This window comes from Anaerosporomusa subterranea, assembly GCF_001611555.1.
Classification (GTDB): domain Bacteria; phylum Bacillota; class Negativicutes; order Sporomusales; family Acetonemataceae; genus Anaerosporomusa; species Anaerosporomusa subterranea.
Genome location: NZ_LSGP01000005.1, coordinates 1 through 14,836, shown reverse-complemented (window position 1 = coordinate 14,836; position 14,836 = coordinate 1). Strand labels below are relative to the sequence as shown.

At 47.1% G+C, this 14,836-nt stretch carries 17 protein-coding genes, 6 tRNA genes and 1 other annotated feature; all 23 genes read left to right on the top strand.

Annotated features, from left to right (window positions below):
* Positions 1-10 precede the first annotated feature (10 nt).
* The 23 genes from ispF (at position 11) to AXX12_RS01785 (ending at position 14,683) form a co-directional block, all read left to right on the top strand.
* On the top strand, positions 11-490 hold the full coding sequence (gene ispF, locus AXX12_RS01890) for a 2-C-methyl-D-erythritol 2,4-cyclodiphosphate synthase (protein WP_082816655.1): 480 nt from the start codon (positions 11-13) through the stop codon (positions 488-490).
* Positions 491-577: 87 nt separating this feature from the next.
* Entirely contained in the window at positions 578-847 is a 270-nt protein-coding gene (locus tag AXX12_RS01885; RefSeq protein WP_066237359.1) for a hypothetical protein, read from the top strand.
* A gap of 74 nt (positions 848-921) precedes the next feature.
* Positions 922-2,391, top strand: a complete 1,470-nt coding sequence (gltX, locus tag AXX12_RS01880; RefSeq protein WP_066237356.1) for a glutamate--tRNA ligase — start codon at positions 922-924, stop codon at positions 2,389-2,391.
* Positions 2,392-2,452: 61 nt separating this feature from the next.
* Positions 2,453-2,663: a binding site (T-box leader), on the top strand.
* 65 nt (positions 2,664-2,728) lie between these two features.
* Positions 2,729-3,388: a serine O-acetyltransferase gene (gene cysE / locus AXX12_RS01875; RefSeq protein ID WP_066237353.1), complete on the top strand. Its 660-nt coding sequence runs from the start codon at positions 2,729-2,731 to the stop codon at positions 3,386-3,388.
* Positions 3,369-4,808, top strand: coding sequence for a cysteine--tRNA ligase (gene cysS / locus AXX12_RS01870; protein ID WP_066237348.1), 1,440 nt, complete (start codon positions 3,369-3,371; stop codon positions 4,806-4,808). The genes cysE and cysS overlap by 20 nt, the downstream gene beginning before the upstream one ends.
* A complete protein-coding gene (locus AXX12_RS01865) occupies positions 4,805-5,293 on the top strand; it encodes a Mini-ribonuclease 3 (protein ID WP_066237345.1) in 489 nt (162 codons plus the stop codon). The genes cysS and AXX12_RS01865 overlap by 4 nt, the downstream gene beginning before the upstream one ends.
* Positions 5,290-5,988 (top strand): FAD-dependent thymidylate synthase, encoded by a 699-nt coding sequence (gene thyX, locus AXX12_RS01860; RefSeq protein WP_066237342.1) that lies wholly within the window; start codon positions 5,290-5,292, stop codon positions 5,986-5,988. Before AXX12_RS01865 ends, thyX begins: the two co-directional genes overlap by 4 nt.
* 150 nt (positions 5,989-6,138) lie before the next feature.
* Complete coding sequence (gene rlmB, locus AXX12_RS01855; RefSeq protein WP_066237339.1) at positions 6,139-6,885, top strand: 23S rRNA (guanosine(2251)-2'-O)-methyltransferase RlmB; 747 nt, start codon at positions 6,139-6,141, stop codon at positions 6,883-6,885.
* Complete coding sequence (locus AXX12_RS01850) at positions 6,882-8,255, top strand: VanW family protein (RefSeq protein ID WP_082816649.1); 1,374 nt, start codon at positions 6,882-6,884, stop codon at positions 8,253-8,255. The genes rlmB and AXX12_RS01850 overlap by 4 nt, the downstream gene beginning before the upstream one ends.
* Before the next feature lie 16 nt (positions 8,256-8,271).
* Entirely contained in the window at positions 8,272-8,778 is a 507-nt protein-coding gene (locus tag AXX12_RS01845) for an NYN domain-containing protein (protein ID WP_066237336.1), read from the top strand.
* Between the two features lie 149 nt (positions 8,779-8,927).
* Positions 8,928-9,662: an RNA polymerase sporulation sigma factor SigH gene (sigH, locus tag AXX12_RS01840; protein WP_066237333.1), complete on the top strand. Its 735-nt coding sequence runs from the start codon at positions 8,928-8,930 to the stop codon at positions 9,660-9,662.
* 378 nt (positions 9,663-10,040) lie between these two features.
* Positions 10,041-10,499, top strand: coding sequence for a BREX-3 system P-loop-containing protein BrxF (gene brxF, locus AXX12_RS01835; protein ID WP_082816648.1), 459 nt, complete (start codon positions 10,041-10,043; stop codon positions 10,497-10,499).
* Between the two features lie 89 nt (positions 10,500-10,588).
* Positions 10,589-11,677, top strand: coding sequence for a 6-phosphofructokinase (locus tag AXX12_RS01830; RefSeq protein WP_066237330.1), 1,089 nt, complete (start codon positions 10,589-10,591; stop codon positions 11,675-11,677).
* Positions 11,678-11,746: 69 nt separating this feature from the next.
* Positions 11,747-12,283, top strand: coding sequence for a peroxiredoxin (locus AXX12_RS01825; RefSeq protein WP_066237327.1), 537 nt, complete (start codon positions 11,747-11,749; stop codon positions 12,281-12,283).
* Positions 12,284-12,407: 124 nt separating this feature from the next.
* Positions 12,408-12,569, top strand: coding sequence for a hypothetical protein (locus tag AXX12_RS19135; protein WP_156478568.1), 162 nt, complete (start codon positions 12,408-12,410; stop codon positions 12,567-12,569).
* Between the two features lie 56 nt (positions 12,570-12,625).
* A complete protein-coding gene (locus tag AXX12_RS01820) occupies positions 12,626-13,132 on the top strand; it encodes an NUDIX hydrolase (protein WP_066237325.1) in 507 nt (168 codons plus the stop codon).
* Positions 13,133-13,165: 33 nt separating this feature from the next.
* Entirely contained in the window at positions 13,166-13,960 is a 795-nt protein-coding gene (locus AXX12_RS01815; protein ID WP_066237323.1) for an undecaprenyl-diphosphate phosphatase, read from the top strand.
* Positions 13,961-14,069: 109 nt separating this feature from the next.
* Positions 14,070-14,145: transfer RNA gene (locus tag AXX12_RS01810), tRNA-Thr, on the top strand.
* Positions 14,146-14,157: 12 nt separating this feature from the next.
* Positions 14,158-14,242, top strand: a tRNA-Tyr gene (locus AXX12_RS01805).
* 9 nt (positions 14,243-14,251) lie between these two features.
* A tRNA-Met gene (locus AXX12_RS01800) sits at positions 14,252-14,327 on the top strand.
* Positions 14,328-14,435: 108 nt separating this feature from the next.
* Positions 14,436-14,511, top strand: a tRNA-Met gene (locus AXX12_RS01795).
* A 9-nt stretch (positions 14,512-14,520) separates the two neighbouring features.
* Positions 14,521-14,596 (top strand) — tRNA-Thr (locus tag AXX12_RS01790).
* 10 nt (positions 14,597-14,606) lie between these two features.
* Positions 14,607-14,683, top strand: a tRNA-Met gene (locus AXX12_RS01785).
* Positions 14,684-14,836 lie beyond the last annotated feature (153 nt).

Below are 14,836 nucleotides of genomic sequence, written 5' to 3'. Positions count from 1 at the left end.
AACAATGGATATACGTTTCGGTATAGGCTATGATGTGCATCAGTTGACAGAAGGTAGAAAGCTGATCCTTGGCGGGGTAGACATTCCTCACTCTCTCGGGTTGGATGGACATTCAGACGCAGATGTATTGCTGCATGCTATTAAAGATGCTTTGCTTGGCGCTGCCGGTATGGGCGATATCGGCAAGCTGTTTCCAGATACCGATATGACGTATAAAGGCGCTTCTAGCATCTGGCTGCTCGAACAGGTTTGGCAACGACTAACAGAGAAGGGCTGGCGGGTAAACAACATTGATGCAACAATCGCGGCGCAAAAACCAAAGTTGGCGCCGTTTATCCCGACGATGAAACAAAATATTGCTCAGACCCTGCGCATCTCTCCCGAGCGGGTGAATGTCAAGGCGACTACCACTGAGGGCTTAGGTTTCGTGGGCAGACAAGAAGGCATTTCCTCTTATGCGATTGCGTCGTTGATCAATGATGCTAATTAGTCCTCTCTAAGTTGGGCGCATAAATCTGCTTATCTGAAGCATATTATTCATACAAGCCGTATTTGTCGGCAAAGCGAGGTGAAGGATATGCGCAGGATTATCGGATTATTGGTGGTTATCGCTCTGCTAAGTATAACAACAACGACGTTCGCAGCCGATTGGCAGGTAAATATTCATCTGTCGCCTGAAAACGGCGGTTTGCTTTCTGGTGAAATGTGGTACAATAATGACATGGTCTGGCGACTGAAAATCCAGGCAGACGGTGCAATTCCGGCGATTAGCGGCAACGATCCTCGCGTGACGGTGCTTGTTCCGGATATCGTGGACGGTCTGTTTGTACTGAAAGTTCACCGCTAAGCGGGGAATTTACTCATGACGCCTGGCAAATGCCGGGCGTTTTCGATTTTTTTAATATTGGAGGGAGTTATTCCATGCAACATGAGAATTTTCGGGTGCGTTTTGCTCCCAGCCCGACAGGGCCGTTTCATATTGGTGGGGCACGCTCGGCTTTGTTCAACTGGTTGTTAGCCAAGCGTTACGGCGGCAAACTGATTTTGCGCATTGAGGACACTGATCTTGAACGCTCCAGCAGGGAATCAGAAGAAAACATTATGAATGCTCTGCGCTGGCTGGGGATTACTTGGGATGAAGGAACTGATGTCGGCGGTCCATATGGTCCGTATCGGCAAACAGAACGTCTTGATACATATCGCCGCTGTACTGAGCAACTTATTAATTCTGGGAAGGCCTACCATTGCTATTGCACAGAAGAAGAACTGGATGCAGAGCGTCAGCGACAGATGGATAAGGGGGAAACTCCTCGTTATGCAGGACACTGCCGTCACCTAACTCCTGCCCAGCAAAAGGAACTAGAGGCAGCAGGCCGTAAACCGACAGTACGTTTTTGGGTTCCTGAACATCAGCAGATTGTGTTTGCCGATTTAGTGCGGGGAACGGTTAGTTTTGAATCAGATGGAGTAGGCGACTTTGTCATTGTGAAGTCAGATGGAATTCCAGTCTACAATTACGCTGTTGTCGTTGATGATGCGATGATGGCTGTCAGCCATGTCATTCGAGCCGAAGAACATTTGTCAAATACGCCGCGACAGATCCTTTTGTACCAGGCGCTTGGTTTTACTATTCCGGAATTTGGCCATGTTTCGCTGATACTAGGCAAAGACAAAACCAAAATGAGCAAACGCCATGGCGCTACTTCTGTCGATCAGTACCGCAAACTGGGCTATTTGCCGGAAGCGATCGTCAATTTCCTTGCCCTTCTAGGCTGGTCGCCGATTGGTGAACAGGAGATTTTCTCCTTAGAGGAACTGATCGAGCAGTTCTCGATGGATCGCGTAGCGAAGAATCCAGCGGTTTTCGATATTGATAAGCTCAATTGGATCAATGCGCAATATATGAAAAGGTTATCGGCAGCAGAGCTGACTGCCTTGGCGTTGCCGCACCTGCAGGTAGCTGGATTTGTTGACCAGGAGCCGGATGCCGGACAAATGGTCTGGCTGGAAAAGGTTATGGATGCGGTTCGCGAATATATTAGCTATGCGGCGCAAATCGTAGACGTTGTGCCAATGTTTTTTGCCGAGCATATTGAATTTGAGAACGATGCTGCCAAACAGATTTTGCTTGATGTGGATGTAGCCAAAGTAATGGAAGTATTTTGTTCTAAGCTGCAGGCGCTAGAAACGCTGGACTCCTCCAGCGTGCAAGGCTTGTTAAAGAGCATTGTCAAAGAAACTAAACTCGGCGGCAAGAAAGTGTACATGCCGTTGCGGGTAGCTCTTACGGGGATGGTACATGGGCCAGAGCTAGACCAAATTATCCCGCTTCTCGGCAAGGAAAAAGTTCTATCCCGGATTACTGCATCAATGTCGCTAGCCCAGAGCTAAAGCCGTTGACAAGGTATTTGTCCATTCGCTATAATTACAGATAATTATACAGACTTTGTATGTAAATGCTATGAATGGGAAGAGTAGATACATTTCCCTCCGACAGAGAAGGGCGTCACTGGCTGAGAGCGTCCTCGGAACAATGTATTGAAGTGCGCCCTGGAGCAGGACGACAGAAATTCAGTATGTCGTCACGGCGGCAGTCGTTATCGATGCTGAGCGGGGCGGTTTGCCGCCCAAGCAGAGTGGGACCGCGGACCACCGCCTCTGTACGAGACGGTGGTCTTTTTCTGTAATCGAGCTGAACGAAAGCTCAAGCAATAGAAGGGGATGGGGCATGTTTTCGCGAATAAAACGGGATGTTGATGTGGTCTTTGAACGCGATCCAGCCGCCAAGAGTGTCTTAGAAGTTGTTCTTTGTTATCCAGGTCTTCACGCACTTTGGCTTCATCGGGTTGCTCACTACTTTTATCTGCGAGGCTGGGTAGTATGGCCTCGCTTGATACAAACCTTTAGTCGTTTTCTGACGGGAATTGAAATTCACCCAGGCGCGAAAATCGGGGAAGGATTCTTCATCGACCATGGCATGGGAATTGTAATCGGTGAGACAGCCGAAATAGGTGAGAATGTCACCTTGTATCAAGGCGTTACATTGGGCGGTACAGGTAAGGAGAAAGGCAAGCGACATCCGACAATTGGCAATAATGTTGTCATAGCGTCTGGTGCAAAAGTGCTCGGTTCCTTCGTCGTGGGAGACAACTCTAAAATTGGCGCAGGTTCCGTCGTTTTAAGCACTGTTCCCCCTAACTCGACAGTGGTCGGTATTCCAGGAAAAGTCGTGGCCCGTGCTGGTGAAAAGATTGATCTGCAGCATGACCGCCTGCCTGACCCGATCAATGAGATGCTTTTCTGTTTGCAGAGAGAGCTGCGCCAAGTTCATCGTCAGGTGGCCAAATTGGAGGAGGAACTGAAGAAAGATGAGTCTCAAAGTATTTAATACGCTGACCAAAAAGAAAGAAGAATTTATTCCGCTTGAACCTGGTCGGGTTAAAATGTACGTGTGCGGTGTAACTCCTTATAATCATCCGCATATCGGCAATGCTCGTCCCTTTATCACCTGGGACGTCATTCGTCGCTATTTAGAGTATTCTGGTTATCAGGTTACCCACATACAGAATTTTACCGATGTGGATGATAAAATTATCCATGCCGCCAACTCAGAGGGAGTTGCCTGGGATTCCATAGCGAACAGGTATATCGCTTCTTATTTTGAAGTCATGGATCGACTCAATATCCGGCGCGCCAACGTGTATCCACGCGTATCAGACCACATACGGCAGATAGTCGATATGGTTGCTAAACTTGTAGATGACGGATTTGCTTATGAAGCAGATGGCGATGTCTACTTTAGTGTTGAGAAGTTTTCTGGCTATGGCAAGCTGAGTGGTCGCTCGCTTGATGATATGAAAGCCGGCGCCCGGGTGGAAGTGGATGAACGCAAAGGTCACCCCATGGATTTCGCTCTCTGGAAGAGCGCCAAACCTGGAGAACCCTCCTGGGATAGCCCCTGGGGTAAAGGCCGGCCAGGCTGGCATATTGAGTGTTCAGCAATGTCGTTTCACTATCTGGGTGCCAGCTTTGATTTTCACGGTGGCGGCAGCGATTTGGTGTTCCCGCACCATGAAAATGAAATTGCCCAATCAGAGGCGTTTACCGGTTTAGAACCGTTTGTGCGTTATTGGTTGCATAACGGCTTTATTACTGTCAATGAAGAAAAGATGTCCAAATCGCTGGGCAATTTCTTTCTCGTCAAAGACATCTTAGAGCATTTTGCGCCTGATGTGTTGCGATTCTTCATTTTATCAACACACTATCGTAGTCCGTTGGACTTCAGTGATGAACGTCTGAGTGAGGCTGCTCGCGGCTTAGAACGCTTAAAAACTGCAATGGAAATGTGGAATCTGCTGGAAGCGTCAACTCCGGGTAAGCCAGGAGAAGCTGCAGCTGCACTCACGCAAGCGGCTATGCAGGCGAAGGCAGACTTTGTTGCTGCCATGGACGATGACTTTAATACAGCTCTGGCCATCAGCGTCATGTTCGGCTTGGCTAAAGAGCTTAATATTTACCAGAATGCTGTGGTCAGCGGTAAGGATTTTCATGACCAGACGGCATTTTCCATTGCCAAAGAAACGTATCTGCTGATGGGCGATATACTGGGCATTTTTGGCGGCGGCAAAGTTCAGGAGACCGACGACAGCAAATTGATTTCTCAATTGATAGACTTAATCATCGAATTGCGTCAGCAGGCTAGGCAGAAGAAGGATTGGGCAACGGCCGATCAACTTCGTGATCGTTTGGGAGAAATCGGAATTGTGCTTGAGGACACTCCGCAAGGCGTGAGGTGGAAACGACATTGAAATTCAACCAGTTTCAGAAATTATTGACAGGGGCAATCGAACGCGTCGGGGAGGCTCCGGCCTCCCTGGCCCCTGTAGCGCCAGATACCCTGCCCCCCTTAGTGCTTGCATACATAGGTGATGCTTGGTTTAGCCTATATGTTCGCACCCAATTACTTAGCTATGAATGGCGTCAGGTTAGGGTGCTTCATACTCTTGACGCGACTGTCATTTCGGCTACCATGCAGGCCTACGCTTTACGGTTGCTAGAGCCTATCCTGAAATCTGAGGAGTTGGAAATTGTCCGACGAGGCAGAAATGCGAAATCGCGAACTCCTAAAAGCGCTTCTGTCCAGGACTATCACTCCAGCACAGGTTTCGAGTCCTTGCTGGGTTATTTATTTTTAAAACAAGAACAAGAACGTTTAGAAGAATTGGCCGCTGCAGCCTTTTCAGTTATTGCCCAGGAAATCACAGCCAAAATGCAGCAAGGAGGTAAAAAATGAAAGTAGCGTTAATTCATCATACCCCTGCTCCTGAGAGAACGGTGGCCATGGCTGCCAGGCTCTGTTATTCGCCTGCCGGAGCGGAAGAATTGGCAGAATCGATGTCAGAACAGCAGGTAAGCCGCTTAGTTGGCAAAATTACCGACCTCGGACATTTATCTACACTCGAACACGTCAGCTTTACCTTTGCGGTTGAAGGGGTGTCTCGTGTATTAACCCATCAACTGGTCAGGCACCGCATCGCTTCATATTCCCAGCAGTCGCAGCGCTATGTAAAGGAACATGATTTTGAGTATATTGTTCCTCCCACGATTGCCGCGAATCCAATAGCCAAGGCGAAATTCGATGCTCTTATGGGAACGATTCGTCATTCGTATGATGAATTGGTTTCTCTCGGCGTGCATCAAGAGGATGCTCGATATTGTTTGGCCAATGCCACTGAAACTAAGATCGTAATTACGATGAATGCCAGAACATTGCTGCATTTCTTCCAGTTGCGCTGCTGCAGCCGCGCCCAATGGGAAATTCGCCGCTTGGCAGAAGCCATGCTGGCAGCGGTTCGGCAGGTCGCACCGCTTCTGTTTGCCAAGGCAGGGCCAATGTGTGTTACTGACGGCATTTGCTCTGAGGGAGAAATGACGTGCGGACGCTTGGCTGCAATTAAAGGGAAGGCCGAAAAAACAGTCCGCGAATAAAAGGATAATATACGGAATGACAGCACCTGACACTTTATATACTTATAGCAAGACGCTCCAAATTAAGAGGAAAAACCATCCTCGGATCGAAAGCATCTGAATAACTGAATTTCACAACCTTCATTAAAGAATGTGGAAAGAAGGACAGTCATGACTGAAGAATTTATTGCAGGCCGAAACAGCATCCTGGAAGCATTACAGAGTGGTCGAAGCATCAACCGAGTTTTTGTCGCTAAAGGAGAACGCCAGGGATCAGTCATCCAGATAGTAGCGCTGGCTAAGGAAAAGGGCCTGGTTGTTCAAGAAGTGGATAAAGCAAAATTAGATGCGATGTCTGGCGGCATTCGGCATCAAGGGGCTGTCGCGTCAGTTGCGCCTGTCGAGTATGCAGAATTGGAGGATATCCTTGCTTGTGCATCTGAACAGGGTGAGCATTCCTTTCTTGTTTTGCTTGATGAATTGGAAGATCCGCATAATGTCGGAGCTATATTGCGAACTGCCGATGCCGCCGGTGTGCATGGCGTTCTTATGCCGAAGCGACGCAGTTGTCCGCTGTCAGGTGCTGTTGCCAAAACATCAGCCGGAGCGGTTGAGTATGTTCCGGTTGCCAGAATCGGCAATGTTGTGCAGACAATCAAACAGCTGCAAAAACAAGGGTTTTGGGTTGTTGGCGCAGATATGAGCGGAGAAAAGGACTATTTTGATGCAGATTTAAGTGGACCAATTGTGGTCGTGGTCGGGAGCGAAGGCCAAGGTCTTGGTCGTTTAGTCAAGGAGTCTTGTGACTTGTTGGTACGGATTCCCATGTTGGGGAAAATTTCCTCGTTAAACGCTTCTGTAGCCTGTTCACTTATGCTGTATGAAGTGATGCGACAACGGAGGGTGAAGGCCAAGTGAATTTGCCTAATCTCCAACTGAAAAGTAAATATGTTCTGATCCTTGCACCGCTGTTGTTGGTCAGCATCGGGTTGACTTTTGCCGTGTATCCCCTGTTTCATGATCAGGTGTATGCAGGAGTCATGTTGGAAGATCAAAACGTTAGTGGCAAAACGCGGACGGAATTGATCGAGATGCTTAGCCAATCGAACGAACGCAGTCGCGAGAAAACCGTTTCAGTTTACTATGGTGATCAGGCATATTCAATTCAGGCAAGAGATGTAGGATTCTCTATCGATGTGGAATCCACTGCAGCAGTAATATGGAATTATGGAAGAGTTGGCTCCTGGTGGGATCGAATCCAAAGCATACGTACTGCAAGTAGCAGGGATCAGAATCTACCGGTGCACATTGTTTTTGACCAAGAGAAACTAAATGCTATTGTGGCTACCTGGAAACGTCAGCTTGAAAAACCGCCGCAGAACGCGACCTTGAGTTTGACAACAGGTGGGCCAATTCCTGAAACCAAGGGCGTCAGGCTGATGGAGGAAGAACTGAAGACTTCTCTGCTACGGTCCTTTTACCGTGATGATATTCAGTATATACCTATGCCTATGGTTGCAGTTGAGCCCAAGGTAACCGCTGAGTCTTTGCGGCAGGCAGGCATAGTTGTCATGCAGTCCATTTTCTCCACACAGTTTAATACCGAAGACGCTAAACGATCGATCAATGTTAAACTGGCTGCAGATAAGATAAATGGTCAAATCTTGCAGCCAGGTCAGACATTTTCTTTTAATGAAACAGTCGGTCCTAGGGATAAGGCGAGCGGGTTCCAAGAAGCGCTGGAGTTTTTTGACGGAGAACTAGTGCCGGGGATAGGCGGCGGTGTATGTCAGGTCTCATCTACTATATATAATGCGGTTCTGCTAGCTAATTTGGACATTAAAGAACGGCTAAATCATGGTAAGCCACTTTCCTATATCGGTCTTGGTCGGGATGCCACCGTGGTGTACGGGGTACTAGATTTTAAGTTTGTTAACTCGTCAAATTCGCCGATTATGCTCATGTGTGAAGTGAAGGGCAACACGTTATATGCCGCAGTTTTTGGCCGTGAAAAACTGAAAGAAACTATTGATATTATTATAATTGATCAAAAGGAAATACCACCAGTGACTGTCAAAAAGCCTGATCCAGATTTACTAGTCGGTGAAACTAAGGTTGAAAATAAAGGCGCTCCTGGCTATGACCTTAAGGTTTACCGATTGGTCAGCACGGAGGGCAAGGTCATAAAACGGGAATTTCTCAGTAAAGACCAGTATATGGCTGATAATATCATCATCAAAGTGGGCGTAAAACCTAAACCGGTAGCTCTAATAAAAGATAAAAAATGACGGAGGCCCCTCCAAAATGGACATTTTGCTGGTTGATGGATATAATGTCCTTCACTCGGTGTACCAGGAGCTTTTAGCTGAGTTGGGACACGCAAGAGACAAATTCGCGGCAGATCTGGCAGAATATGCCGCCTTTGAAGGGGTGCAGGCGATACTGGTTTTTGACGCTCATTCGGTTGTCGGAGCGGCAGACCGCTCTGAATTATTGGTGGAGGGACTCGAAATCGTTTATACATCTGAAGGGGAAACTGCTGATAGCTTCATTGAAAAACTTGCGTATAGGCTTGTTCGACAGGGCGAACGAGTTTTTGTCGTGACATCTGACCGGATGGAGCAGACAGTTGCATTAGGGACAGGGGCGTACCGCATTACCGCCCGCGAACTTGGCATACGGGTCAAACAGACAAAGCAAAAGCTACGTGATGAAACGCAAGCCGCAACACGGCGTGATCGCCGCGAACTCGCCAGCCACCTCAGTGAAGATGTCGCAGCTAGGCTGGACAAGCTGCGGCATAAGCGCTGAGGGCTGTTGCAGACAAGATTAGCTTGACTTAAGAGAACCCTGTGGGGTATAATTTGATAGAAAAGTGGCATGTACTAAAGCATATACAGCTTCGCTTTAGTGCATTTTCTTTTTACGACCGGCGATAATTGAAGAGTGGGGGCGATGCGATGCGGGTTAGTGCTCAACGCGATGGATATAGTTGTTTTGAGAACATGACCGACGAGGAAATCGTGCTAGACGCTAAGGATAATGATAGCACGATCGCGCAAGAGTATCTGATTGGCAAATACCGCAACTTCGTTCGGGCGAAAGCTAGGTCGTACTTTCTGATTGGCGCTGATCGTGAAGACATCATTCAGGAAGGCATGATTGGCTTATACAAAGCAATCCGTGATTTTCGCAATGACAAACTTTCTTCTTTCCGGGCATTTGCCGAGTTGTGTGTGACCAGGCAGATTATTACCGCTATTAAAACTGCTACTAGGCAAAAACATATTCCGCTGAACTCATATGTATCTCTTAATAAACCCATTTATGATGAGGATTCTGACCGGACGCTTTTGGATGTTCTTTCTGGATCAAAAATTTCTGATCCGGAAGAATTAGTGATTAACCGCGAAGAATTTGTTGATATCGAACAGAAAATGGGCGAAATTTTGAGCGAACTTGAGTGGAAAGTGCTCATGGCCTATCTAGATGGTAAATCATATCAGGAAATTGCTGTTGAACTTGAGCGACACGTAAAGTCAATTGACAATGCGTTACAACGAGTTAAGCGGAAATTAGAACGATATCTTGACAATCGGGCTGATGATAGCGATATTCGCGGCATGTATAAAGGCTTGGTCGGGCTTAATCGGGAAATGCAAGAGATCGAGTATTGCGGTTCGGTAGAAGAATAAAGTGGTTTCGTATTTGAAAGGCATCCGTAAGGATGTCTTTTATTATTTGAAAGAGGCTGTTAGAAAACGCCCATCTGCGTTGCACCCGCGAGGGGTATGCCGCCAACTCTACGGCGCTAAAGCGCCAAGAGTTGCGCAATCACGACTACGTTTGATTGCTTGCGTACCTTTTGTACGCGGCGCGGCGCAAGCCTCGCTGTTCCTAGCATCTGGATATTTTCTAATAGCCTCCCTTTTCTATGGTTGCGTGTTTCTTTGAAACACGCTCTAAAAGGTAAAATATTGGGCAATTTTTCTCGCATTATCGAAAAGGAATATGGCGATTTTCGCCGAATGATAGAACAGAGAAACAGGTGAGCACTATGGGAGGTGATACCGATGATGGTGCAACGTATTGTGAAATTCGTACATGATACCAAAACACTTGATGAGAAACTGGTATTGATAGTCGGACAGCCAGGTAGTGGTAAGAGTAACATCATGCGAGAACTTAGTGCTATGCGTGGCTGGGAATATATCGACTCTCGCATTCTGGTAACTGAAGAGCTACTCGAGTTAATGCCAAAGGTAAGGCCAGTGGAAGCGCCTCAGATTATGGATAGTGTTTTGACCAAGCTGGAGGCAGAGGTTATTTTACTGGATGGTATTCAGGCGCTTTTTGCCCCGGTCCTGCAACTAGATCCGCTGAGTATGCTGCGCCGGCTTAGCCGTAAGCACACGATTGTGTCAGCCTGGCCGGGACAATTTGAAAATGGGAAATTAGTCTTTAATCAGGACGGACGTTTGCCATACCGAGAGTATGATGCAGAAGGACTCAGTCTTGTTCAAGTGGACTAAGTGCAATTGGTCGGTTCATCTTGTGGTGATCCGGCCTTTTTCACATGCACAGGTGCTAATAGGGGTAGAATCATGATTGAGGTGAGAGAATGACGACGGTTAAAACTATTGGTATTCTAACAGGCGGCGGTGACTGCCCTGGTCTAAATGCTGTAATCCGGGCGGCTGTAAAAACAGCGTTGAGACGCGGGATTCGGGTATGGGGAGTCCAAAATGGTTTTGGGGGACTTGTCGAAGACCAAATGGTTGAACTTGATGACCGGAGCGTTTCAGGCATTTTACCGCGCGGCGGCACAATTCTCGGCACGACAAACCGTGATAATCCTTTTGCGTATGCTGTAGAGATTGACGGAAAAACTCAGTATCAGGATATGTCGGCGAAAGCGCTGGAAAATCTGAGGAGCAAAGGTATTGAGGCACTCATTGTTATCGGCGGTGACGGTAGTCTGGCCATTGCGGCTAAGTTCAACGCCCTGGGGCTTCCAGTTGTAGGAGTTCCGAAAACTATTGATAATGATATTCCTGGCACAGAAAGAACCTTTGGTTTTGATACTGCTGTTAGCATAGCTGGAGAAGCACTCGACCGTCTTCATACCACTGCTGAATCGCATCATCGGGTAATGGTGCTAGAGGTAATGGGTCGTTACGCCGGCTGGATTGCTTTGCACGCAGGATTGGCCGGAGGTGCGGATTGCATCCTAATTCCTGAGATACCTTATCGCATGGAGTCTGTATTGGAGAAAATTAGCCGACGGCGACAAGTTGGTAAACATTTTAGCTTGATTGTCATCGCTGAAGGGGCAAAGCCTGAGAATGGCGAGGTCACCATTTCCCGAATAGTTGAAAACAGTCATGAGAAGATACGCTTAGGCGGGGTCGGAGAGAAACTAGCAAGAGAGGTCGAGTCCTCGACAGGACTTGAGTCTCGTTGCACTGTACTGGGCCATGTGCAGCGTGGCGGCACGCCAACAGCCTTTGATCGCGTTCTATGTACTCGCTATGGTGTAGCGGCGGCTGAGTGTTTAGTCGAGGGCGTTAGTGGTTGCATGGTAGCTCTGCGACAAGACCGGATTATCCGATTGCCGATAGTGGATATCGCTGGCCGCAGTCGCCAAATTGAGCCTGATGACGAATTAGTTTGCGCTGGGCGCGCTATCGGGATCTGCTTTGGTGATTGATGAAGAATAGCGTGAAAGTCTTTTGCCATACTAAAGAATATGTGTAACAAAAATGAAGGAGGGGTTATTATGCTCGCTAAAGTGAGCCAAAAAGCTCCTGATTTCTCCATGTCGACAACAAAAAACCTTGATGAACTTGACCACCTGGCTCGACTTTCGGACTATTGTGGCAAGTGGCTGATCATGTTTTTCTATCCAATGGATTTCACGTTTGTCTGCCCGACAGAAATACGCGGCTTCAATTCACGGCTAGAGGAATTCAAAAAAATGAATGCTGAGGTGCTGGGGGTTAGTACAGACAGTATTTTCAGCCATCGCGCTTGGATCAAAACGCCACCGACTGCTGGTGGACTTGGCGAAATTCGCTATCCGCTTGCTTCAGACATAACAAAGCAAGTCGCCCGCGATTATGGGGTTTTGTTGGAAGAGAAGGGTGTTGCATTACGGGGTCTGTTTATCATTGATCCTGAAGGTGTTTTGCGCTACCAGGTAATTACCGATGAAAACATCGGGCGTAGTGTGGATGAGACGCTACGGGTGTTACAGGCCTTGCAGACAGGCGGACTCTGCCCGATCGACTGGCATCCTGGTGACAGAACCCTGTAAGTTATATTTTACACTCAGCCGCACTCCAGATTTTCTGTGGGTGTGGCTTTTTCTTCAAATGTATAAATGATAGTTTGCGCGGCAATGATTACAGTGTTCTCAAATTTTGTGAGGAGGTTGTAACATGGGCGCGACAGACTTTTACGCACAGCAGTCAGATATATTGAATAAGTTGCGGGTATTGCGTGAAAATAATCCAGAACGCAGTGTATCTTCTATTCTTAAAGACTGGCGCTTGACAGCTATTAAAAATCGTAAGAAAATTCCCCCAATAGGGCTTCATTGACGAGCTTTTCGGTAAGTGATATGATTAGCAGGATAATTTTACCCGAAGGAGCAAGTATGAAGCAGAGGTTTTCTTTTTGCCCTAAATGTGGTGGAAAACTGGATTATGTACCGCGTGGTGGAATCGATCGTCTTACATGTGAGTCTTGTGATTATATAATGTATGAAAATCCGGTAGTTGGCGTGGCGGGAATTTATCTACAGGAAGGCAGAATCTTGCTGGGCCGACGTTCCCAAACATCTACATATCCTGGCTTATGGTGCATTCCCTGTGGCTATGTAGAATATAATGAGGATGTACAGGAAGCTGTGAAAAGGGAATTTCTTGAGGAAACAGGACTACGTATCAAACCGGAGTGTGTTTTCACCGTACTTTCTAATTTTCATAATCCCCAAATGCATACAGTCGGGATTTGGTTTTCGGTCAGTGTGCTGGGCGGGAGTATCAAACCAGGCGACGACTTAGACCAAGTAGCTTTTTTTTCACTTGACTCTGTTCCGGATTTGGCGTTTCCTACAGACCATACGGTCCTTGCCATGCTCCGTGATCGCATGATAAAATAGGGGAACGTATCCAAATTAGAAAGGGATGACATAGTGAGCGAGACGCTTATTGCAATTATTATCGGTATTGTAGAGGGAATAACAGAATTTCTGCCCATTTCTTCGACCGGGCATATGATTTTGGTTGGTTCGCTTTTGGGATTTGAAGGTGAGAAGGCCAGTGTGTTCGAAGTATTTATCCAGTTAGGTGCAATTCTATCAGTTCTTATCCTTTATCGCCAGACCTTCTTCAACCTATTTCGACCGCGCAAACTTCAAGGCGGCGGATTCACTATTTGGCATATCTCGGCAGGAATTTTGCCAGTCTTGGTTGTGGGATTTTTGCTGCATAAGCCAATTAAAACATATCTCTTTTCTCCGTTAACTGTCATTATTGGCTTGATTGCTGGCGCGATCCTTATGCTGGCGGCTGAAAAATTTTCTGGCAGACCGATGACTCGCCAACTTGATGAAATTAGTATTCGCCAAGCGACGATAGTCGGTTTATTTCAGATGTTATCTCTCTGGCCTGGGTTTTCGCGCTCTGGTTCAACTATTGCTGGAGGGTTGTTTTTTGGCCTAAGCCGTAAGGCTGCAGCTGATTTCTCATTTGTTATTGCGGTACCGCTAATGTTTGCCGCTTGTTTATACGACTTGCTAAAGATTTGGCATACCTTAAGCATGGCTGATCTGAGCATGTTCGCTACTGGATTTGTTGTTGCGTTTTTTGTTGCGTACTTGTCAATCGTCTGGTTTCTGGGTTTCCTCAACAAATCCACTCTGGCTGCGTTTGCCTATTACCGCTTCGTAGTCGCTGGACTATCCTATTATTATTTCTTTGTTCGGTAGCAGTATCTGACAATAGTAAAGTGAAAAAGTAAATAAAAAGGTGTTGACATACCGAATTTAGTATTATATAATAAGTTTCGTCACTAAGACAGCAAACAATGTTTTCAGCGCTGGCGTAGCTCAATTGGTAGAGCAGCTGACTTGTAATCAGCAGGTTGGGAGTTCGATTCTTCTCGCCAGCTCCATGAATTTCATACGGAGGGGTTCCCGAGTGGCTAAAGGGAGCAGACTGTAAATCTGCCGTCGACGACTTCGCTGGTTCGAATCCAGCCCCCTCCACCAATTTTACATCGCGGGATGGAGCAGCTGGCAGCTCGTCGGGCTCATAACCCGAAGGTCGCAGGTTCAAATCCTGCTCCCGCAACCATTTGATTTCACGAGAGGTGAGGGGTTAGAAGTGTGAATAACATTTCTACCTTGATCCCAATATTTTTTTCTTATCTTGCATCTAGCATATCACTGTCCTAATTCACATCGCGGGATGGAGCAGCTGGCAGCTCGTCGGGCTCATAACCCGAAGGTCGCAGGTTCAAATCCTGCTCCCGCAACCAGAATTTTTTGCTGATGTAGCTCAGTCGGTAGAGCGTATCCTTGGTAAGGATAAGGTCACCGGTTCAATCCCGGTCATCAGCTCCAGCATATAATCGGCGGCGTAGCTCAGTTGGCTAGAGCAATCGGTTCATACCCGATCGGTCCGCGGTTCGAATCCGTGCGCCGCCACCAAAACCTTGTATTTTACAAGGTTTTTTTATTTTTGGCAGGAATTTTTATTTGCAACTAGAATATGTTACTGGTACACTGGAAACATTGAATTTTATGGGCACTGTTCTATGTTCGCTAATATCTCGGATAGCAGGAGGAATTGAGAATGGCAAA

What these genes read in the sequence shown, in the direction of transcription:
- sigH (WP_066237333.1), top strand. Translation starts at nt 8,928, where the DNA reads ATGCGGGTTAGTGCTCAACGCGATGGATATAGTTGTTTTGAGAACATG.
- AXX12_RS01825 (WP_066237327.1), top strand. Translation starts at nt 11,747, where the DNA reads ATGCTCGCTAAAGTGAGCCAAAAAGCTCCTGATTTCTCCATGTCGACA.
- AXX12_RS01845 (WP_066237336.1), top strand. Translation starts at nt 8,272, where the DNA reads ATGGACATTTTGCTGGTTGATGGATATAATGTCCTTCACTCGGTGTAC.
- AXX12_RS01885 (WP_066237359.1), top strand. Translation starts at nt 578, where the DNA reads ATGCGCAGGATTATCGGATTATTGGTGGTTATCGCTCTGCTAAGTATA.
- cysE (WP_066237353.1), top strand. Translation starts at nt 2,729, where the DNA reads ATGTTTTCGCGAATAAAACGGGATGTTGATGTGGTCTTTGAACGCGAT.
- AXX12_RS01820 (WP_066237325.1), top strand. Translation starts at nt 12,626, where the DNA reads ATGAAGCAGAGGTTTTCTTTTTGCCCTAAATGTGGTGGAAAACTGGAT.
- gltX (WP_066237356.1), top strand. Translation starts at nt 922, where the DNA reads ATGCAACATGAGAATTTTCGGGTGCGTTTTGCTCCCAGCCCGACAGGG.
- AXX12_RS19135 (WP_156478568.1), top strand. Translation starts at nt 12,408, where the DNA reads ATGGGCGCGACAGACTTTTACGCACAGCAGTCAGATATATTGAATAAG.
- cysS (WP_066237348.1), top strand. Translation starts at nt 3,369, where the DNA reads ATGAGTCTCAAAGTATTTAATACGCTGACCAAAAAGAAAGAAGAATTT.
- thyX (WP_066237342.1), top strand. Translation starts at nt 5,290, where the DNA reads ATGAAAGTAGCGTTAATTCATCATACCCCTGCTCCTGAGAGAACGGTG.
- brxF (WP_082816648.1), top strand. Translation starts at nt 10,041, where the DNA reads ATGATGGTGCAACGTATTGTGAAATTCGTACATGATACCAAAACACTT.
- AXX12_RS01830 (WP_066237330.1), top strand. Translation starts at nt 10,589, where the DNA reads ATGACGACGGTTAAAACTATTGGTATTCTAACAGGCGGCGGTGACTGC.
- rlmB (WP_066237339.1), top strand. Translation starts at nt 6,139, where the DNA reads ATGACTGAAGAATTTATTGCAGGCCGAAACAGCATCCTGGAAGCATTA.